This is a genomic window from Lentibacillus persicus (assembly GCF_900112705.1).
Classification (GTDB): Bacteria; Bacillota; Bacilli; order Bacillales; family Amphibacillaceae; genus Lentibacillus; species Lentibacillus persicus.
In genome coordinates, this window is sequence record NZ_FOMR01000001.1 from 343327 (window position 1) to 364075 (window position 20749).

Genomic DNA, 20749 nt, shown 5'->3' on the forward strand with positions numbered 1-20749 from the left:
GATGATGCAAGAGATTGCTGTTATCAAGTGCGGCGGAAGTATCGTTGACGACTTATCGGATCAATTTTTTCATAATATAAAGACGTTACAGCAAAACGGTGTCCAGCCGGTTATTGTACATGGTGGCGGACCAGCGATTCAAAAAATGCTTGATACGCTTGAAATTGATTTTTCGTTTATCGACGGGCTCAGGACAACGTCTGAAGCTGCGATGGATATTGTCGAAATGGTGTTAAGCGGCCAAATCAATAACCTCATCACACGGAAGTTGAATCAAGCGGGTATTCAAGCAGCCGGTTTTTCAGGATCAGATGCGCATTTAATTCAGTGTAAGCCGATTGATTTCGCTACCTATGGCTATGTTGGTGAAGTGACCGCTGTTAACGCACGTTTTTTGGAAAAAATTTCATCCCGGGGGACTGTCCCCGTAATTGCCCCGATTGCTCTCAGTCAGGATGGTGAGCGTTATAACGTGAATGCTGATACAGCGGCCGGCGCGATTGCTCAGGCCGCCGGGGCAGGCGAATTGGTATTTGTAACCGATGTGCCCGGAATTATTGAGAATGGCGCGTTACGGCAATCTACCAGTGAAAGCGAGATTGAGGCGCTGATCAGCGAAGGGGTTATTGATGGCGGGATGATACCGAAAGTGAAAGCCGCACTGAGCTGTTTAAGCGACAGTCTCCAGCACGTTATGATTGCGGATGCTAACCAGGTTATGGGGCAAGATGGCTTTACAGGGACACGTATAACGAAGAACGAAGGAGCGACAACAGATGACAGCACTGTTTCCAACATATAAACGCTTTGACTTAGCAGTCGAACGCGCAGAAGGAACGACGGTTGAAGATACCGACGGGAAAACTTACCTCGACTTTGGCGCAGGTATCGGTGTGTGTAATCTCGGGCACCGGCATCCTGCTGTTCAAAAAGCGCTTGAGGAGCAGCTAGAGCGTTATTGGCATGTTTCGAACCTTTACCATAATCCGATTCAGGAAAAAGTAGCTGCCCTTTTGACAGCGAACAGTTCCGGGAATCAGGTATTTTTCGCTAACAGCGGGACCGAAGCGAATGAGTCGGCGATTAAATTAGCCCGGAAAGCGACCGATAAACATAAAATTATTTCATTTGAACAATCGTTTCATGGTCGGACATTTGGCGCCATGGCTGCAACCGGACAGGAAAAAATTCATGCGGGATTTGGTCCGATGCTTGAGGGATTCAGCTATGTGCCATTTAACGATATTGAAGCGGTTAAAGCGGCTGTGGATGGTGAAACGGCTGCTGTTATGCTGGAAGTAATCCAGGGTGAAGGCGGGCTTCACATGGCAGACAGTGAATTTATCGAGCAACTTTCGCACGTATGCCAGGAAAATAATCTTCTCTTGATTGTAGATGAAGTCCAAACAGGCATCGGGCGGACCGGCAAGCCGTTTGCCTATCAGCATTACGGCATTTCACCGGATATTATCACCTCGGCTAAGGGATTGGCGAACGGGGTTCCGGTTGGTGCGATGATTGCAAAAGAATCGCTTCGTGACACTTTTGGCCCGGGTACACATGCAGCGACTTTCGGTGGTAACCCGCTTGCGATGGCAGCGGCTGAAGCTGTTTTAACGAACGTTTTCAAGGATGATTTTTTGCAGGAAGTAACGGAAAAAGGGACTTACCTTAAGAAGCAGCTGGAGGAGATGATAGGCGATCTTTCATTTGTTTCGTCAATTCGCGGCAAAGGCTTGATGGTTGGCATTGAATGCAGCCAGGACGTTTCTGCTGTGGTGCCGCAGTTGATGGAAAAAGGTCTTTTGGTGCTTGTGGCGGGACCAACTGTCCTAAGATTGCTGCCGCCGCTGACAGTCAGCAAATGCGAAATCGATCAGGCAGTGACACTTATAAGTGAAGCTCTTACTGGTAAAAAAGTTGAGACACATTAATTGGAAAGCTCCTTTCTTTTGGTGAGAGAGGGGCTTTTTTATGTTTTTAAAACCTGGGTGGCGTTGTTGATGTACACTAAGAGGCTGGGGCAAAAGGTTTGAAAGTAAAAGAATAGACGAACGATTATTAGGAAAGGTAGCGGGATACACCGCTCCGGAAATATGCTTGGGTGCTCGTCGTGTTGCAAGCGTTCTCGGTGAAGCAGCACTCCTCGCAACTCGCAGCGGATTCGGTGGATGTTTTGGCTCGTCGCTTTCCGCGGGCGGCTGTTGAGCCAACTCGTGCTCGTCGTGTTGCAAGTGTTTTCTGTGATGCAGCACTCCTCGCAGGTCGAAGCATACTCGGGTGAAGTCTTGCTTTGTGCGAAGGCACTTCGTTGTCTCACCTATGCCTCTCTTCCCGCAGGAGTCTACGCATATTTCCTCCGCTAACCTTAATGATCGTTCGTCTTTTATATTAGATATATAAGTTATGTCCCAACCTCATATCTCAAGATTTCGTTGCAATTATGACGTCATGTTTCCTTCCGCAAGCATTGGTTGGTTTTGTGCACTTTGCAGGAAGTCCAGCAATGCCTGGTGTTTTTCTTGAGCCACCTGATAACCCTGATAATATAACGCCTCAAGTTTTTGTTGACTTTTTTCAATCCGGCTTGCTTCAAGCGGTTTTTCCGGCTGGATGACAAATACTTCATTACGTGCTTCCATTGTGCGTATTTTTTCCATTGTTTCATTATACCTCAAGTGGCGGTCACGCAGCAGTTTGATAAGGTTGGGCTTATCTTTAAACATATGTTTATAAAACCAATTTAACTTGGTAGGTTGTTTAACATAGTCTTTGTTTCGGGTGAGCACAATAACATGCCGTTTAAATCCCTGTTCAATTAAAGGGGTAATTGGTATTGGATCAGCCACGCCGCCGTCGATTAATTGTTTGCCTTTATAATCAATGCTCGGAGCTAAAACGGGTAATGAACAAGAGGCTCGGATAACAGTTGAGAGATCCATCTGTCTATTAAACTGATCATAGAATTCAGGTTTTCCGGTGTTTATATCGGTTGTCCCGATAATAAACTTGGATTCAGATTGTGAAAATGCTTGAAATTCGAGCGGGAACGCTTGATTAGACAATTTATCAAAAATCAGGTCCATGCTGAATAATTCTTTTTTTTGCAGGAGTCGGCGAATTGATATCGTGCCCCGGCTTTTGGTTATGGCAGCAAGCAGATTCGTGTTCCGGTCACGCTGCCGGGCGATATAAGAGCTGCCGATAAGCGCTCCGGCTGATGCTGTCGCCACAGCAGGGAATTCAATCTTTTGATCCAGAAAGAAATCCAGTACGCCTACAGTGAATGCACATCGCATACCGCCGCCTTCTAACATGAGACTTGCCTCGTATTCCAAAGTTTCGACACTTCCTTTTTCGCTTGTAAGAAAAATTATATCAGTCATCTGACTATCCCACAATTTATCAGTTTTGGGTTGGTATTGCTGTATAATATATGACGATCCAATCCAACTGTTTACTCATAAAATTTTCAGTTATCTATTGCAACTGTGTCATTAATTTTCGTACAATTAAAATATGTAACAATCTTAAGAAGGAAGGGGCGCCCGGTTTTATTTGGAGCTTGGCTGTGCCTGGGCAATCGTGAGCCTCGGCTGGTGCGGGTCTACTGTAAAATTGATGCATACATAGGTATTAACGATTAGCGAAGGGAGTCTTTTAATATGTTTTCAACATTGACACCACTTGACTGGAAACGCAGAGCAGTTAAATATTATCCGGAGAAAGTCGCTGTTATTGATGAAGAGAAAGCGTTTACGTATAAGGAATTTGCCGAACGGACGGACAGGCTGTCAATCGCACTGCATGAGGCCGGTATTCAGAAGGGTGATCATGTTGCGGTGATGCTGCCCAACACACATTATATGCTCGAATGTTTTTACGGTATTTGCCAGCTTGGTGCCGCGATGGTGCCTTTGAATTACCGATTAAAGGCTGAGGACTTGGAATATATTATAAATCATAGTGATGCCAAAATGCTGATTGTTGATGAAGAATTCAGTGGTCCGATTGAAGAAATTGCAGAGGACCTTTCGCTTGAACAGATCGTCGTTGTCTCAGTACCAGGCCAGGAGACGTCTTTAAAAGGGGTGGATTATGAGGCGTTTCTGCAGGGCACCGCTGAGAATGCAGTACTTCCTGAAGTCGAAATTGATGAAAATCAGCTTATGACCCTGAATTATACGAGCGGCACGACGTCAAACCCTAAAGGTGTCATGCTGACGCACCGCAGTAATTATCTCAACGCAGCTAATTTTATGTACCACCTTGGTGTCAGCCAGGATGATGTCTATCTGCATACGCTGCCGATGTTCCATGCCAATGGCTGGGGCGGGGTCTGGGCCATAACGGCGGCCGGCGGTACGCACGTTTGTCTGCGAAAAGTCGATCCCCCTCACATACTCGATTTATTTGAACGTCATCATATCTCGTTGTTATGCGGGGCACCGACCGTTGTCAATATGCTGATTAACGAGCCAAAAGCAAACGAGACGTCGATTTCATCAAGTCCACGAATGGCAACAGCAGGCGCGCCACCAGCGGCAGCACTCATCCATAAAGCGCAGGAAGTGCTTGGTTTGAACATGATTCATGTCTATGGTCTCACCGAAACGTCGCCGTTCATACTTTATTGCGAGTGGAAAAAAGAATTTGATGCCAAATCTGCTGATGAGCAAGCTGCGATTAAAGCACGGCAGGGAATTGAACTGGCATTTAACGGCGAGACAAAAGTCATCCACCAGGACGGAGAAGAAGTTGCCTGGAATGGTGAAGAACTGGGTGAGATTATCACTCGCGGAAACGTTGTCATGAAAGGCTATTATAAAGACGCGGAAAAAACGGCTGATGCCATTAAAGACGGTTGGTTCCATACGGGTGATCTGGCGGTCACGTATCCGGACGGTTACATTGAAATTCGTGATCGCGCGAAGGACATGATCATTTCCGGCGGCGAAAATATTTCCTCAACAGAGATCGAAGGCGTATTGTACCAGCACTCGGATGTTATGGAAGCTGCTGTCATTGCCATCCCGCATGAAAAGTGGGGAGAAGTCCCGAAAGCGATTATTGTGCCGAATGAAAACGCGTCTGCCACAGAACAGGCTATTATTGATTATTGCCGGGCAGAACTGGCGCATTTTAAAGCACCTAAAGCGGTTGCCTTTGTCGACGCCCTGCCGAAAACCGCCACAGGTAAACTGCAGAAATATCGTCTGCGTGAAATGCACTGGGAAGGACCGAAGAAAGTTAATTGAAGAATGGGAGGGCTGTTTTTCGTCCTCCTATTTAATCTGAATGTGGAATAAAAGGAGGGCGAGACATGCCGCTGAAATCGATACGTGTCCTTGATTTAAGCCGCCTTTTGCCGGGGCCATATTGTACGATGCTTCTCGCTGATTTTGGAGCAGAAGTCATTAAAGTCGAAGAGCCGGCAAAAGGGGATTATGCCAGAGCCTATGAACCCAAGCTTGATGAAGACAGTGCGATGTTTCATTCACTCAATCGGAATAAAAAGAGTGTTTGTCTTGATTTAAAATCTGAGAATGGTAAAAATGAATTTTTGAAGATGGCTGAATCAGCCGATGTGATTGTGGAATCATTCCGCCCGGGGGTCATGGAGCGTCTAGGTCTGGATTATGCAACATTGAAACGCATCAATCCAAGACTGGTGTACTGTGCCATCACAGGATATGGGCAAACCGGTCCATTTGCCGATAAACCCGGTCATGATATAAATTATTTAAGTTTTGCGGGCCTCTTGAATTTGATGGGCGACCAAAAAGGGAAGCCGGTGGTGCCGGCAACGCAAATCGCCGATATTGGTGGGGGTGCTTTGCTGGGCACCATTGGTATTTTACTCGCATTATTGGAACGGGAAAAATCCGGAGAGGGACAGTTTGTTGATGTATCTATGTTGGACGGGGTTATTGCGTGGCTGCAGACGCTTCTTCCCGATTATTTGAACGCTGAGGCGGAACCTAAACGGGGCAAAGAAATGCTGAATGGCGGCAGAGCTTGCTACAGTGTTTATGAAACAAAAGACGAACGCTATCTATCAGTCGGTGCGCTTGAGCCGAAGTTTTGGGAAAAATTCTGTCAGGTGATTGGGCGACATGACTTTGTTCCGTTGCTGGAAGCGCCGCTGCATGAACAGCATCGAATGAAGTATGAGATACAGCTGATTATATCGCAAAAAACACTGGCCGAATGGCTTAACCTGTTTTCCGATGTCGAGGCCTGTGTGTCACCGGTTTTAACATTTGAAGAAATGATTGAGCATCCGCAAGTGATTGCACGCGAAATGATCCAATCGGTGAACCATTCAACGCAGGGAACGATCAAACACATTGGCATTCCGATTAAGTTATCAGAAACACCCGGGAAAATCTATTCGCGCGCCCCGAAACTCGGGGAGCATACTGATGAACGGCAAAAAAACCTGAATTAAAATTGAGCAGTCTGATTAAAAGGCTGCTCAATAATTGTCACTTCCAAAAAAACTTTTAAACGATTGAATGGTGGCCGAACGGTTGACGGCTGCAATTGAGGTCGTAATCGGGATGCCTTTCGGACACACCTGCACACAGTTCTGGGAATTGCTGCACCCCTGTAGACCACCGTCTTCCATAAACGCCTCAACCCGTTCATCCCGGTTCATCTCCCCGGTAGGGTGAACATTTTTCAGTCGTACTTGAGGAAAGACGAATGGGCCCATGAAATCATTTTTATCATTAACATTCGGACATGCTTCCAGACAGACGCCGCATGTGAAGCATTTGGAAAGCTCATAGGCCATAAGCCGTTTGTTTTCATTCATCCGCGGCCCCGGACCAATATCATATGTACCATCGATTGGGATCCATGCCTTCACTTGCTTCAGCGAATCAAACATACTTTCCCGGTCAATAATCAGATCACGCATAACGGGGAATGTACGCATAGGCGCTATTTTAATCGGTTGTTCAAGATCATCAACAAGGGTGGAACATGCCTGGCGAGGGACATCATTAATCATCATGGAACAAATCCCGCACACTTCTTCAAGGCAGCTCATTTCCCATTGAACCGGCACAGTTTTTTCACCATCTTTATTGATGGGATTTTCTCTTATCGCCATAAGGGCGGAAATTATATTCATATTTGGCCGATATGAAATCGAAAACGTTTCGTTATATGGCTCAGAATCAGGTTCTTTCTGACGTTCGATGATTAAATCGATTGTTTTTTTCTCAACAGTTTCTGCCATGTTGTTTCTCCTTCCATTTGTTTATATGAATAGTGTTGGAATCAAATCGCTCATTTATTCAAGTAACTTAAGCGATTTTCTGCTACAATACAACTGAAATATAAGGAGGCGAAAGATATGACAAAGAATCAACTATCACCTGAACAACAAAATGAATTAGTTGAAACGTTAAGCGGGCGATTCGAAAAAAATATGCACCGCCATGAAGACCTTACTTGGAGTGATATCCAGAAAAAGCTGGAATCATCCCCTGAAAAACTTTGGTCGCTTCATGAAATGGAACGAACAGGCGGTGAGCCGGACGTTGTGGGGTATGATCAATCAACAGATGAATTTATTTTCTATGACTGTTCCGCTGAGAGTCCCAAAGGCCGCAGAAGTGTTTGTTATGACCGCGAAGCACTGGAAGCAAGGAAAAAACATAAGCCGGAAAACAACGCTATCGACATGGCAGATGATATGGGCATTACCCTTTTAACGGAATCACAGTACCGGTCACTTCAGGAACTTGATGAAGTAGATTTGAAAACTTCAAGCTGGGTGCAGACCCCTGCAGATATCCGGGAACGCGGTGGGGCACTTTTTTGCGATCGCCGCTACGGGCATGTGTTCGTTTATCATAACGGCGCGTCATCATATTACAGTGCCAGAGGCTTCCGCGGATCCTTGAAGGTCTAGTCCTGGCATTAAATAAGATCCCTTTTCACTGAAGTTAAAGCGGGGGAATGTGTTATCATATCACTATGGGTATAAGTATTCCGATTTAACTAATCAGGAAAAGGGTGGTATACATGAAAAAAGCGGGTATTGTCGGTGGTCTGGGTCCTGAATCCACAGTTGATTACTACGAGTCGTTTATTCAAAAATATCAGGCAAGAATGGGCAGTAAACAAACCTTGCCCGAGCTCTTCATTAACAGCATCAATATGTACAACATTTTTAAATATATCAGCGAAGACCGGCTTGGCGATTTGAGTGACTACGTGGGTGGTGCTGCTAAAAAATTGGAAGAAATCGGTGCGGATTTTGTGATTGTATCAGCCAACACGCCGCATATAGTATTTAATCAAATCAGGGAAAACGTTAATGTTCCAATGATTAGCATTGTCGAAGCAACGTATGAAAAAGCGGATGAATTAGGTCTGCAAAATGTTGGCTTGCTGGGGACAAAATTTACGATGGCACATGATTTTTTCAAGAAACCATTTCTTGAAAGTGACAAAAAGATTGTTGTGCCGAGTAATGACGATCAGGCGTTTATCCATCAGCATATTGTTGATGAACTGGAAAACGGCATTGTAAATGACGAGACAAAAGAAGAGTTCATTAAAATCAGCAACAAAATGATTCGTGAAGAAAACTTGGACGGTCTGATACTCGGCTGTACGGAATTGCCGATGATTTTGAAAGATGGCGATTTGGATGTGCCGCTGTTGAACACGACCGACATCCATGTTAATAAAATGGTCGACTTTACATTTTCGGATTAGTTTCAAGCTCTTTTACACCGAACCGAAACGTAATAAAAAAGGGAAGCGAGTCTGGCATGCCTTGTCCGAGGCGCACTGAACTCGCTTTTCTCAGTTTATTGCAGCCCCATATTAACAAACATTCCCTCATAATCGAGCTCACCTTTAACACGTTTAATGTGAATTTTTTCGCCCTTGAGCCATTTATTAAAATCAAAAATAACTGGGCGCCGGTCCGGCCCGATCGCGAACCAGGCCTTCATATCCTTCGGGAAATAAGCTGCGGTGTGCAGCGTTCCGGCAGCAGCATCATATTTGAATGAATAAATATCTTTCTCTGAATCATTCATCACCCGGAATGCCTTATAGGGATCAGTCATATACGTCTGCTGTTCCAAAATGGTTTGTTCACGCTCACGGGATTCGTCCTGCCGGTAGCGATTCTCCTCATCCAGTAAGTAGAAGTGATTTGTACAAACGTTGGATTTGCGTGCAGCAACTTCACGGGGGGATGCTTCCACCACAAATGATTCACCGCTTTTATCCAACAATACATAGCTGAATGAATGCCGGTGAGGCAGCTCTTTCAGCAGCGAAATCGCCTCCTCCACGCTGGCACACGTTTCGAGAATGATTCGTCCAATCATGTTGCAAAGGAAACCATCACCCGACTGTTTTCGGTGTGTAAAATTATACCCCATCACAAGCCCTTTTTCGTTCATCCCATCAACCCGGCCGGTTATCTGCATTGTCGGACCGATAACGGCGTAACCTTCATCCGTTGGCTGGTATAAGCTAAACCTCCCCTCGTAGGATTTTGGGTGGCTGTCATAATTGCGTATCATGTAATTTGAATCGGTGAAAATCGAGCAGCCACTCCGCCCGAACTCCAGGTAATAACCACCAAACATTCGGATGGCTTCTTCTTTCTCCATTTTCAAAGCGTCTCCCAGTCCATGAATTTCTTTCCAAATTCCTGGTGCAAACGACGTTAAAGCGTGTTTTACTTCCTCAGTATTGATCAGGAAGTGCCGATCTTTCCGGGGTGCCCATTGTTTTCGCCGGTTCGGGAGGATAGGCGAGTCCTTCAACTGCTTGCCTTGATAATAGCCGAAGTCGTAATGGTTTCCTCTATATTGAAAAACATCGCTGTAAAATTCTTTCATGCTTTTAAACCTCTTTCACAATGATAATGTCAGTGTAAAGGATTCACCAGCAAAAACAAACGAATCTGCATTTTCTATTCGGGGTGCGCATAGAAAAGTCAGCTTTAAGCAAAAACTATGCGTATCATATGACAGGAAGGCTGACAAATATGAAAAAGGTAACGCTGGTTTTTTGGCTGACGCTTATTCTCACACTCACATTATCTATATGGGGTGTCATAGCTCCCGACAATTTTGAAAACATTTCAGGATCAATTATGGGCTATATTTCTGATTATTTTGGCTGGTTCTATTTATTAATCGTCACGCTGTTTGTATTATTTTGCCTATACTTGGTTTTCAGTCCTTATGGCAAAATAAGACTTGGAAGACCTGGTGAAAAACCGGAATTCAGTTATTCGTCATGGATATCCATGCTCTTTAGTGCAGGCTTGGGAATTGGACTTGTCTTTTACGGAGTCGCCTCGCCGGTTTCACACTATATAAAAACACCTCCCACAGCAGAGCCGGGAACCACCGAAGCACTTGAGGATGCCCTGCGTCTTACATTTTTTCATTATGGCATCCATGCATGGGCGATTTATGCTGTTATGGCCCTTGTCCTGGCATACTTTATGTTTCGTCATGACAAGCCCGGCCTTGTCAGTGCTTCACTGGAAACGCTATTTGGTGACAGAATGAAGGGAACATGGGGGAAAGTTGTTGATGTTATTGCCGTGTTTGCAACGATCGTCGGGGTGGCCACAACATTGGGATTCGGTGCCACGCAAATCAACGGCGGTTTTGCTTTTTTATTTGATATCCCGATTTCGTTCTGGGTTCAGTTCCTCATTATTTTAATTGTGACCGTTTTATTTATGATTTCCACATACACAGGCCTCTCGAAAGGTATTAAATACTTGAGTAATGCTAATATGGGGCTGGGTTCGATATTATTACTGGCCACATTAATCCTTGGGCCGACTTTATACATTGTTAATTCATTTATGGATACAATCGGTGCCTATTTTCAGCAGCTGCCTTCCGAGAGTTTTCGGTTGGCGCCAAATGACAATGATAAACGCCAATGGGTATTGGATTGGACGGTGTTTTTCTGGGCATGGTGGATTGCCTGGTCTCCGTTTGTTGGCATATTTATCGCTCGTGTTTCAAAAGGGCGAACGATCAGAGAATTTTTGACCGGCGTATTAATTGTACCGTCAGTTATCAGTTTTATATGGTTTTCTACATTTGGCATGACAGGCATAGAAATGCAGAATAATGGAGCGGATATTGCCGGACTGCCTGATGAGCAAGCATTATTCGGGATGTTTGAGCAGTTGCCTTTCGGGATAATTTTGTCCATTTTGGGGATTATATTGATCGGCACTTTTTTCATTACCTCGGCGGATTCCGCCACCTTTGTGCTTGGTATGCAGACAACGAACGGTTCAATGTCACCGCCGACTGCTGTCAAATTCACCTGGGGATTTGCGCAGTCGACAATTGCAGCTGTATTGCTGTACACGGGTGGTCTGCAGGCGCTGCAAAATGCGCTGGTCTCAGCAGCGCTTCCATTTTCATTTATTATGCTGCTGATGATTGTGTCATTTTATAAAGCATTAAAGGCTGATAAAGAGAAAAATTGGTCGTAAAACTGTGCAGGCTTTTGCTAAAGCTGTCGAATCTGATGGTAAATCCATTTTCAGATTCGACAGCTTTTTTCGTTTTGGTTGCAATAAAAATTGGGCAATTATACAATAATTTTAAATGATTTTTAAATTAGGGATTTTAAATTTAATTAAAACGGGTACAGTCGTTAATAGGCAGGAAAGTTTCCCGGCGAACCAGGAAACTTAATCATATATGAAAAATCTTAATAAGGAGTGTTGTTTTCAATGGAAGATCTTTATCCATCACGAAAAAAGGACCAGCCGGAGATTCTAGAGCGGAAGGACCCTGTGATACACACAGATCGATCCAAAGATAATCAGGCTCCTATCTCAAAAGAACAGCTTGATTCCTATGAACAAAATGGGTTTTTGCAAATTGAGGATTTCTTTTCAGATGAGGAAGTCAAAGATATGCAGAAAGCCATTTTTGAATTGCAGGATTCCAACAAAGATGTCGCGTCTGATAAAGTTATCCGTGAGCCGGAAAGCGATGACATCCGTTCCATTTTTCATGTGCACAAAGACGACAATTACTTTAAAGACGTTGCGAACGACCAACGTATTCTGGATATTGTAAACCATTTGCTTGGCAGCGATGTGTATATCCATCAATCCCGTATTAATTATAAGCCAGGCTTTAAAGGGAAGGAATTCGACTGGCATTCCGACTTTGAAACATGGCACGTTGAGGACGGCATGCCACGGATGCGTGCAGTCAGCTTATCGATTGCTTTGTCCGACAACTATACATTTAACGGGCCTCTGATGCTGATACCGGGGTCCCAGAACTACTATGTCAGCTGTGTAGGGGAAACCCCTGATGAGAACTATAAAGAGTCACTGAAAAAACAAAAATTCGGTGTGCCTGACGAGGACAGTCTGCGTTGGCTTACTGAAAAAGGCGGCGGCATCTCGGTGCCAACAGGCAAAGCGGGCTCGATCACACTCTTTGAGTGCAATACAATGCACGGTTCAACAAGCAACATTACACCATATCCGCGCAACAATTTATTCATGGTGTACAACAGCGTAGAGAACCGCTTGGTTGAGCCATATTCGGGCGGCAAAAAGCGTCCGGAATATATCGCAGTGCGTGACAGCGGAATCCTGACCACAAGCTGAACGCTTTAATATAATTTAATTGCCGGGAAACTTTCCTGTAAATTATCCTGGCAAAAAACAGCCGTGCTGAAAGGAGAACTTCCGGCGCGGCTGTTTTTACTTATTGAGATAATCGGCAGAAGAGTGTAGTTATCGGCAGAAGAACGTGGAAATCAACAGAAGAGTGTAGATATCGGCAGAAGAGCGTGGGTATCGACAGAAGAGCAGAGAAATCGGCAGAAGAGGATGGATATCAGCAGAAGATGGCGTATATCGACAGAAGAGCGAAGAAATCAACAGAAGGTGGCAAGATATCAACACAAGAGTGTGCTATGAATAGAAAAAGCTCACGGAGTAGATTCCGTGAACTTTTGCAACTGGATATTTACCAAGTTTGATCATACTGATTCACGTCAAACAGGTCAATCAATTCGATATCCGGGTGATTGTCTTTGAACCAGTTCAGTGAAAAATCATTTTTAAACAAAACCACATAATTGTCTGAACGATCCCTCACGAGCAGATTGCGCTCGTCATACATTGATGGCTCGACCTGCTCAGCACGCAGCCACCGCGGTACACGCTCGCCGATCGGTTCGAGCATGACTTCTACGTTGTATTCATTGCGCATTCTGTACTGAAACACCTCAAACTGCAATTCGCCGACAGCGCCGAGTATGTAGGACTCGGATCGGTAATGCTTATACAATTGGATAGCGCCTTCCTGGACGAGCTGCTCAATGCCTTTTTTAAATTGCTTCGCTTTCATGACGTTCTTGGCGGTAACACGCTGAAACTGCTCGGGCGGAAATTGCGGGAGCTCCTGATATTCAAACAGGTTTTTTCCTTCCAGCAGTGTATCCCCAATTTGGTAGGCGTTCGGATCGTATACGCCGATGATATCACCGGCATATGCTTCCTCGATTGTATCCCGGTCTGATGCGACGAACTGCTGCGATTGAGCCAGTTTAATTGGTTTGCCGGTCCGCGCCAGTTTGACATTCATGCCACGTTCAAATTTTCCTGAACAGACTCTTAAGAAAGCGACTCTGTCCCGATGTGCCGGGTTCATGTTTGCCTGTATTTTAAAGACAAAACCTGAAAAATCCGGGTTGTCCGGTGATATGACACCTTCTGTTGATTTTCGCGGTGCAGGCGCCGGAGCCATCGAAATGAATGTATCAAAGAAATTCTGCACACCAAATGGCGCAAGCGCACTTCCGAAAAAGACGGGCGTTTGCTCGCCGGAAAGGACCGCTTCAAGTGAAAAATCATCACCGGCTTCTTCAACAAGGGCCAGTTCATCATTGGCAGCTTCATACGTGGGATTGGAAACAAGGTCGCTGTATGCCGGCTTATCCAAATCGTCATAAGGAATGTACGTTTCATCTTCATTGCCGTTATATTGAATAAACTGTTTGCCGTACCTGTCGAAGGTACCGAGGAAACGTTTCCCCATACCGGCCGGCCAGCTCATCGGGCATGTCTGAATATCGAGTACTTCTTCAATTTCTTCAAGCAGTTCGAGCGGTTCGCGACCTTCCCGGTCAAGTTTGTTGATAAAGGTGAAAATAGGGATGCCGCGCATTTTGCAAACTTTAAACAGTTTAAGGGTCTGGGCTTCGATCCCTTTGGTTGCATCGATAATCATCACAACACTGTCTACGGCAGTCAGTGTTCGATACGTATCTTCACTAAAATCTTCGTGTCCGGGCGTGTCCAGAATATTTACCTGATAACCCTGGTAGGGGAAATTCATCACGCTGGAGGTGACAGATATTCCGCGCTGTTTTTCAATTTCCATCCAGTCTGATGTCGCGAATTTGCCGGATTTTTTTCCTTTAACAGTTCCGGCTGAACGAATCAGGTTCCCGAACAGGAGAAGTTTCTCGGTCATTGTGGTTTTTCCGGCGTCCGGGTGTGATATGATCGCGAATGTGCGTCGTTTTTTCATTTCTTCATTAATTGTCATAAAAAAATCCTTCCATATAAAGTAGCATGTAGTTCAGGAGAAGTATTAGAGGGGGAGAGAAGGCATATTACCACCATCAAAAGATAGCATGTTGCACATTTTTCGTCAAATCGGGCCGTTCTATCCAGCAATCCGAGTTTGCCGGGATCATCTTTTAAAACATCACGAAAATCACAATAAACTGGTTCTTTGCACCTGGTTAGGGGGGGGGGGATTATAACTTGTTATGCAACAATGATATGCACGTGTTGACAAAATACCTATACGGGTATATGATAGGGTCAGTCCCTTTGGAAAGAAACACATGCAGTCAAAGTACGTTTATCGCTAGTTATCACCTTGAATCCCGGTGACTTGCATTGGAAATATGCCATTTCATACGTTATTATATAAAAGAGAAGAAGTAGCGTTTATATACGAGAGAATAAGTAAAGGAGTGACGCATCATGAAATACGAATCAGATGTAAAGAATCGTGTAAAACGAATTGAAGGACAAGTCCGGGGGCTTATGAAAATGATGGAAGAAGAAAAAGATTGCCGTGATGTTGTCACACAGATGACGGCGGTCCGCAATGCCTTGGACCGTACAGCGGCACTAATTGTGAGCCAGAACCTTGCAGAATGTATACGCGAGGAAAAACAGGAAGGCGAAAGCTCTGAAGACTTGGTTAAAGAGGCTGTCAACTTGCTTGTTAAAAGCAGATAAACAAAAGGTGTTGACAGTGGAAAGTGATTCTTTTAGAATGTGAATTAGGTTACGTTAAGCTCGCTAACCTTTTTTTCTCGCTTTTATAAATACCCCTACAGGTATATGTATTTGGATTGGTGAGATTTTTAACGTAGAAGAACAACAACCACTGTTGAGGAAATAATTATATACCCTTACCTGTACATGTTTATAACAACAACAGTTAAGGAATATATAAATGAAATCAGGAGGGAAAAGCATGAAACAAATTGACATGAAAGAACTGACAGAAAAAGTGAAAAACAGCGAAAACGTTAATATTATTGATGTTCGTGAGGACGATGAAGTCGCACAAGGTAAAATTCCCGGAGCAAAACACATCCCGCTCGGTGAAGTGCCAAGCCGTCTCGATGAAATTGACAACAGTAAACATTATTATATGGTTTGCCGTTCGGGCGGCCGAAGCGGAAGAGCAAGCGAATTTTTGGAAGAACAAGGCTATGATGTGACCAACGTGGATGGCGGCATGCTCGCCTGGGACGGTCCAACCGAAAAATCGAATGACTAATTTTTAGGAGGAATCAATCATGGAAAATAACAACACACGCGTCGCAATTATTGCAGCAAACGGCGGTATGTTTGATGCGTATAAAGTATTTAATATTGCCACTGCAGCTGCAGCATCTGATAAAGAGGTCGGGATTTTCTTCACATTTGAAGGATTAAACCTGATTCATAAAGAAGCGCATAAGGACCTCCCGCTGCCTGAAGGAAAAGAGCACTTCCAGGAAGGGTTTGAAAAAGCGAATGTGCCGGGAATCAGCGACTTGCTGGAAATGGCACAGGAAATGGGCGTTAAAATGATAGGCTGTCAAATGACAATGGACGTGATGAATCTGGAGAAAGACGATTTTGTTGATGGCATTGAAGTCGGCGGTGCAGCATCATTTATTGAATTTGCTAAAGACGCCGATATATCATTGACATTTTAATTTAAAGGGAGTATTGGAGCAAATCATTTAATTATTGAGGGAGGCTATAGCGCATGTCACAAAGTATAACATCGAACGAACTTGCTAAACGTGTCGTTAATCGTGAGGATACACTGATTTTGGATGTCCGGAACACCGATGAGTTTGATGACTGGAAAATTGAAGGGGACAGTGTTGAAATTATTAACGAACCTTATTTCAATCTGCTGGACGGTCTCGACCCTGTTGCCGATAAACTGAAGAAGGATCAGGAAATCATCGTCGTCTGTGCCAAAGGGAACTCATCCAAGATGGTAGCTGACATGTTGAGAGAGGAAGGCTTCACGGATGTCCACGACTTGGAAGGCGGCATGAAGGCTTGGAGTGAACATCTGGAGCCGGTTAAGATCGCTGACTTGAATGACGGCGGAAGTCTTTATCAATTTGTCCGTCTCGGTAAAGGCTGTCTCTCATATATGGCTGTATCTGAAAATGAGGCAGCGGTGATTGATGCCAACCGGATGACAGACATCTACGAGCAGTTTGCCGGAGAGAAAGGTGTCACGATCACGCATACCATTGATACGCATCTTCATGCTGACCACATTTCAGGCGGCAGACAGCTTGCCGAAAAAACAGGCGGGGCGTATTATTTGCCACCGAAAGATGCCAAAGAAGTGAAGTTTGACTATGAAGCGCTTGAAGAAGGCAATGATATAACCGTTGGCAATACGACGATTAAGGTTCAGCCGCTGTACTCACCGGGCCACACGATCGGAAGCACATCGCTCATTATTGATGATCAATACTTGCTGACAGGTGATATTCTGTTTGTCAAATCAATCGGACGCCCGGATCTTGCCGGAAAAGCTGACGACTGGGTGGGCGATCTGCGCGAGACGCTGTACAGCCGCTATAAAGAACTATCTGATGATCTGATTGTGTTGCCGGCACACTATTCGTTTGTGGAAGAGCTGAGTGACGATGGCAGTGTAAAAGCCCGACTTGGCGATTTATATCAGCGCAATGAAGGCTTGCAGGTGGAAGATGAAGAAGCATTCCGTTCAATGGTTGCCGATAATCTGCCGCCACAGCCGAATGAGTATGAAAATATCCGTCAGACGAATATGGGTAAGATGAACCCTGAAGATGAGAAACAACGCGAAATGGAAGTTGGTCCAAACCGCTGTGCAGTACACGGTTAAATTTCTGGCGGGGTCTGACCCCCGCTGGGTGACCCCCGCCGGGTATCACCGTTTATCTATACTATAAAAATAAGGAGGAACTTATGATGGAAGCAGCAAAAGTATTAGATGCAAAAGGAATGGCATGCCCAATGCCTGTTGTCAAAACGAAAAAGGCAATCGAGGAAATTGACTCAGGTGAAATCCTGGAAGTTCATGCAACGGATAAAGGTGCCAAAAGTGATCTATCAGCATGGACCCAATCCGGTGGCCATGAGCTGGTCGAGCAGACAGAAGAAGACGATGTTCTGAAATTCTGGATCAAAAAAGCTTAATGAGTCTCGGCCAAAACTTATATTTCAAATGTTAAAGACGGAAGCTAATAATGGTTAGCGGAGGAAATGTGCGGAGACTCCTGCGGGAAGAGAGGCATAGGTGAGACCCCGAAGTGCCTTGCACGAGGGGGCTCACCAGCCGCCCGCGGAAAGCGCAGCATATTTCCGCAGCGGGGTTACCCGTTTTTTAGCTATTATAGTTCGTCTTTCTTTTACGTTGAATCTTTTGTCTCAGCTCTTCTTTTTTAGGAAGGAAAGGTTTAAATGGAATACAGTCTTATTTTTATGATTGTTTTATTTCTGATTGGATTTGTCGGTTCATTTATTTCCGGGATGGTCGGGATCGGTGGTTCCATTGTTAAATATCCAATGCTTTTATATATTCCGCCATTATTGGGGTTATCGGCTTTTACAGCCCATGAAGTTGCGGGTATCAGTGCTGTCCAAGTATTGTTTGCGACAATTGGCGGTGTTTGGGCATATCGTAAAGGCGGTTACTTGAATAAAGACCTTATCATTTATATGGGGATCAGCATCCTGATCGGGAGTTTTATCGGCGGGTTCGGCTCCCGCTTCATGTCAGATGGCGGGGTAAATCTCGTTTACGGTGTCCTCGCTACCATTGCAGCTGTGATGATGTTTGTGCCTAAAAAACAGATCGATGATATTCCGTTTGACCAGGTGCAGTTTAATAAGTGGCTTGCCGCAAGCCTGGCATTTGTGACGGGAATTGGCGCCGGTATTGTCGGAGCTGCCGGAGCATTTATTCTGGTACCGATTATGTTGCTCATTTTAAAAATACCAACACGGATGACGATTGCATCATCACTCGCCATCACGTTTATCTCATCGATTGGCTCCACAGCAGGTAAATTGTTGACCGGACAGGTGCTGTTTGTACCCGCAATTATTATGATTGTTGCCAGTCTTATAGCTTCCCCGCTGGGTGCAAATACTGGCAAACGCGTCAATACAAAGATGTTACAAGGTGTCTTGGCCGTACTGATTCTGGGAACGGCCATCAAAATTTGGATGGATTTCTTGAACGGCTAATCGTGTTAATCACATACTAAGTAAATAATGAGATGGAATATTTTAAGGAAGGACACGGTAATTTTGTGTTCTTCTTTTTTAAACTTGAAAACTATACCTGCTGAATCAGTTTTAGTCTTTACGTCTGTTCAGAAGTACATATAAAATAATCTGCCAGTTATAAATAATAGTTTGCAGTGATTTTGTCGCGGTGAGGCTAATATAATGAATTATAAAACAAGATTTGGAGGTGGGGCGAATTGCAGGGGCGAAGATGATAAAAACTATTATCCCATTGGTGCTTTTATGCCTGATTTTAGCTGCTTGTGGCGAACCAAGAGCAGGCGACATTTTTAGATTAGAACGAAATACCATTGGGGGCCAGCATATTGATTCTATGAATACGACAATTAGCAAGATGAGAAGCCTTCAGGAAATGGTAGACCCTGTATCCGTGGAGGAGCACGTGGACCTTAGTGAAATAAACACTTTTAGTACAGGTACAGTCGTAAGAGTGATAGAAATTAGTGATAACTATAATATGGTACAGATTGAACGTATAACACCCAACCCAGGTAATAATGTGAAAATGTGGGTTGAAAGAGACAAATTAAATGCCCCTTAGAGCATTTCTCCCCAACTGTGATTGGGGAGAAATGTTAGAAACCACATAAGTCTTTTCATCAATGTACGGCTTTTAAATCTTGAATAATGTTATCCACTTCTTCGGATTCCACGCCGGAGTACCGTTTGATTACTTTCCCTTCCGGATTCACCAAAAAGAAGCTTGTCCCATGCATAACCTGGTCAGACCCCTCGGGCGGTTGCTCTACAAGTGATTTAAATGAACTTACCGAGAATTCTTTGATCGTTTGAAAGTCATACCCCGTTAAAAATGACCAGTTGCTAAAATCAGCGCCATAACGCTCACCATACGTTTTCAGCACTTCGGGGGTGTCATACTCCGGGTCCACCGTAAATGAAATGAGCTGCGCGTCTAAACCTTCCTTGTCTAAACTCTCTTGTAACATAGCCATATTTGGCGTCATCGTATTGCAAACTGTCGTACAGTTGGTGAAAATAAAGTCGGCGATCCACCAGTCGCCTTCTAAGTCTTTAAGGGATAGTGCTTCATTATCTTGTGTTGTAAATTCAAAATCCTCTACTTCCTGTGACATGTTTGTTTCAATATCTTCTCCGCATGCAGCCAGAAAAAGGGCCATCATAACTATTGGGAGCAGTAAACGTTTCATTTCTGATTTCCTTTCTTGTTGATGCTTCATCTTCGCGTGGTTTTCATTTTAAGCATGATAATCATGATTCCCCGTTAATCACCTGTTATTCCATCTTTGACAACTCTTCCACCATAATTTCATAGTCAATGGCACCCATTGCCAGGAATTGTATCCGCCCATTTGAATCAATGAAATAAGAAGTGGGATAGGCCATAACCTCATAAGTATTCGCAACGTCAGAGTTTACGTCCATTGGCACCGGGAATGTCATCTCAAATTCATCGACAAAGTCTCTGACCCCTTCTTCACTTTCTTCCGTTTCGGTTAAATCCACTGCTAAAATTTCAACATCTTTATTATCATAAAGTTTTTGAAAATCCGGTATTTCCTCTCTGCACGGCGGACACCAGGTAGCCCAAAAATTAACGATGACCCGCTCTCCTCTGTAGTCAGACAGACGTACTGTTTCACCTTCAAGCGTGGTCAGTTCAAAATCAGGCGCAATTTGGCCCTCGGAAAGACCGGCCCCATTTGATTCTTGAGCTTCATCTTCGTTGTCGTCAGGCTGTGGCGACGTAATGACATTGTCACCGGTACCCGCTACATCAGGCGTTTCATCGGATGATCCAATAAAATCGTACACGGCCCAACCGAGCGCGCCTACTGCCAACACAATAAGTATTGCTTTTTTCAT

General features: G+C 44.5%; 22 protein-coding genes. 16 read left to right on the forward strand and 6 right to left on the reverse strand.

The window, feature by feature from the left end:
- Positions 1 to 4 precede the first annotated feature (4 nt).
- Both argB and BMZ22_RS01780 read left to right on the forward strand, forming a co-directional pair.
- Positions 5 to 802 carry an acetylglutamate kinase gene (gene argB / locus BMZ22_RS01775; RefSeq protein ID WP_090080428.1) on the forward strand — a complete coding sequence of 266 codons (798 nt, stop codon included), beginning with the start codon at positions 5 to 7 and terminating at the stop codon, positions 800 to 802.
- Entirely contained in the window at positions 777 to 1934 is a 1158-nt protein-coding gene (locus BMZ22_RS01780; RefSeq protein WP_090080431.1) for an acetylornithine transaminase, read from the forward strand. The genes argB and BMZ22_RS01780 overlap by 26 nt, the downstream gene beginning before the upstream one ends.
- Before the next feature lie 507 nt (positions 1935 to 2441).
- On the opposite strand, the gene BMZ22_RS01785 is transcribed toward BMZ22_RS01780, so the two are convergent.
- Positions 2442 to 3386, reverse strand: a complete 945-nt coding sequence (locus BMZ22_RS01785) for a patatin-like phospholipase family protein (protein ID WP_245745130.1) — start codon at positions 3384 to 3386, stop codon at positions 2442 to 2444.
- A gap of 279 nt (positions 3387 to 3665) precedes the next feature.
- On the opposite strand from BMZ22_RS01785, the gene BMZ22_RS01790 reads away from it, so the two are divergent.
- Both BMZ22_RS01790 and BMZ22_RS01795 read left to right on the forward strand, forming a co-directional pair.
- Complete coding sequence (locus BMZ22_RS01790; RefSeq protein WP_090080433.1) at positions 3666 to 5258, forward strand: long-chain-fatty-acid--CoA ligase; 1593 nt, start codon at positions 3666 to 3668, stop codon at positions 5256 to 5258.
- A 65-nt stretch (positions 5259 to 5323) separates the two neighbouring features.
- Positions 5324 to 6451, forward strand: coding sequence for a CaiB/BaiF CoA transferase family protein (locus BMZ22_RS01795; protein WP_090080435.1), 1128 nt, complete (start codon positions 5324 to 5326; stop codon positions 6449 to 6451).
- A gap of 27 nt (positions 6452 to 6478) precedes the next feature.
- Here BMZ22_RS01795 and sdhB read toward each other — a convergent pair whose 3' ends face one another.
- A complete protein-coding gene (sdhB, locus tag BMZ22_RS01800) occupies positions 6479 to 7249 on the reverse strand; it encodes a succinate dehydrogenase iron-sulfur subunit (protein WP_090080437.1) in 771 nt (256 codons plus the stop codon).
- A gap of 117 nt (positions 7250 to 7366) precedes the next feature.
- On the opposite strand from sdhB, the gene BMZ22_RS01805 reads away from it, so the two are divergent.
- Together BMZ22_RS01805 and BMZ22_RS01810 are read left to right on the forward strand one after the other, a co-directional pair.
- Positions 7367 to 7927: a DUF4256 domain-containing protein gene (locus BMZ22_RS01805; RefSeq protein ID WP_090080439.1), complete on the forward strand. Its 561-nt coding sequence runs from the start codon at positions 7367 to 7369 to the stop codon at positions 7925 to 7927.
- Between the two features lie 113 nt (positions 7928 to 8040).
- A complete protein-coding gene (locus BMZ22_RS01810) occupies positions 8041 to 8739 on the forward strand; it encodes an aspartate/glutamate racemase family protein (protein ID WP_090080441.1) in 699 nt (232 codons plus the stop codon).
- 95 nt (positions 8740 to 8834) lie between these two features.
- Here the strand turns inward: BMZ22_RS01810 and BMZ22_RS01815 are convergent, their stop codons facing one another.
- Positions 8835 to 9884, reverse strand: coding sequence for a C45 family autoproteolytic acyltransferase/hydrolase (locus BMZ22_RS01815; protein ID WP_090080443.1), 1050 nt, complete (start codon positions 9882 to 9884; stop codon positions 8835 to 8837).
- Between the two features lie 149 nt (positions 9885 to 10033).
- On the opposite strand from BMZ22_RS01815, the gene BMZ22_RS01820 reads away from it, so the two are divergent.
- From BMZ22_RS01820 to BMZ22_RS17065, 3 genes are all read left to right on the forward strand, one after another.
- Positions 10034 to 11518, forward strand: coding sequence for a BCCT family transporter (locus tag BMZ22_RS01820; RefSeq protein ID WP_090080445.1), 1485 nt, complete (start codon positions 10034 to 10036; stop codon positions 11516 to 11518).
- Between the two features lie 243 nt (positions 11519 to 11761).
- Positions 11762 to 12658 (forward strand): ectoine hydroxylase, encoded by an 897-nt coding sequence (gene thpD, locus BMZ22_RS01825; protein WP_090080447.1) that lies wholly within the window; start codon positions 11762 to 11764, stop codon positions 12656 to 12658.
- Positions 12659 to 12843: 185 nt separating this feature from the next.
- Positions 12844 to 13035, forward strand: a complete 192-nt coding sequence (locus BMZ22_RS17065; protein ID WP_090080448.1) for a hypothetical protein — start codon at positions 12844 to 12846, stop codon at positions 13033 to 13035.
- Here BMZ22_RS17065 and BMZ22_RS01835 read toward each other — a convergent pair.
- Positions 13023 to 14609: a peptide chain release factor 3 gene (locus BMZ22_RS01835; RefSeq protein WP_090080450.1), complete on the reverse strand. Its 1587-nt coding sequence runs from the start codon at positions 14607 to 14609 to the stop codon at positions 13023 to 13025. The two genes, BMZ22_RS17065 and BMZ22_RS01835, sit on opposite strands and share 13 nt — an antisense overlap.
- A gap of 446 nt (positions 14610 to 15055) precedes the next feature.
- Here BMZ22_RS01835 and BMZ22_RS01840 point away from each other — a divergent pair, with 446 nt between their 5' ends.
- The 7 genes from BMZ22_RS01840 to BMZ22_RS01870 all read left to right on the forward strand — a co-directional run bounded on the left by BMZ22_RS01840 (position 15056) and on the right by BMZ22_RS01870 (position 19445).
- On the forward strand, positions 15056 to 15316 hold the full coding sequence (locus BMZ22_RS01840; RefSeq protein ID WP_090080452.1) for a metal-sensitive transcriptional regulator: 261 nt from the start codon (positions 15056 to 15058) through the stop codon (positions 15314 to 15316).
- A 241-nt stretch (positions 15317 to 15557) separates the two neighbouring features.
- Complete coding sequence (locus BMZ22_RS01845) at positions 15558 to 15866, forward strand: rhodanese-like domain-containing protein (protein WP_090080453.1); 309 nt, start codon at positions 15558 to 15560, stop codon at positions 15864 to 15866.
- A gap of 19 nt (positions 15867 to 15885) precedes the next feature.
- Positions 15886 to 16290: a DsrE/DsrF/DrsH-like family protein gene (locus tag BMZ22_RS01850; RefSeq protein WP_090080455.1), complete on the forward strand. Its 405-nt coding sequence runs from the start codon at positions 15886 to 15888 to the stop codon at positions 16288 to 16290.
- Positions 16291 to 16343: 53 nt separating this feature from the next.
- Positions 16344 to 17474 carry an MBL fold metallo-hydrolase gene (locus BMZ22_RS01855; RefSeq protein WP_090080457.1) on the forward strand — a complete coding sequence of 377 codons (1131 nt, stop codon included), beginning with the start codon at positions 16344 to 16346 and terminating at the stop codon, positions 17472 to 17474.
- A gap of 86 nt (positions 17475 to 17560) precedes the next feature.
- Complete coding sequence (locus BMZ22_RS01860) at positions 17561 to 17788, forward strand: sulfurtransferase TusA family protein (protein WP_090080458.1); 228 nt, start codon at positions 17561 to 17563, stop codon at positions 17786 to 17788.
- 264 nt (positions 17789 to 18052) lie between these two features.
- Positions 18053 to 18841, forward strand: coding sequence for a sulfite exporter TauE/SafE family protein (locus BMZ22_RS01865; protein WP_090080460.1), 789 nt, complete (start codon positions 18053 to 18055; stop codon positions 18839 to 18841).
- A 253-nt stretch (positions 18842 to 19094) separates the two neighbouring features.
- A complete protein-coding gene (locus tag BMZ22_RS01870; RefSeq protein ID WP_090080462.1) occupies positions 19095 to 19445 on the forward strand; it encodes a hypothetical protein in 351 nt (116 codons plus the stop codon).
- A gap of 58 nt (positions 19446 to 19503) precedes the next feature.
- Here the strand turns inward: BMZ22_RS01870 and BMZ22_RS01875 are convergent, their stop codons facing one another.
- Together BMZ22_RS01875 and BMZ22_RS01880 are read right to left on the reverse strand one after the other, a co-directional pair.
- Positions 19504 to 20103, reverse strand: coding sequence for an SCO family protein (locus BMZ22_RS01875; RefSeq protein WP_342709694.1), 600 nt, complete (start codon positions 20101 to 20103; stop codon positions 19504 to 19506).
- 55 nt (positions 20104 to 20158) lie between these two features.
- Complete coding sequence (locus tag BMZ22_RS01880; protein WP_090080467.1) at positions 20159 to 20749, reverse strand: TlpA family protein disulfide reductase; 591 nt, start codon at positions 20747 to 20749, stop codon at positions 20159 to 20161.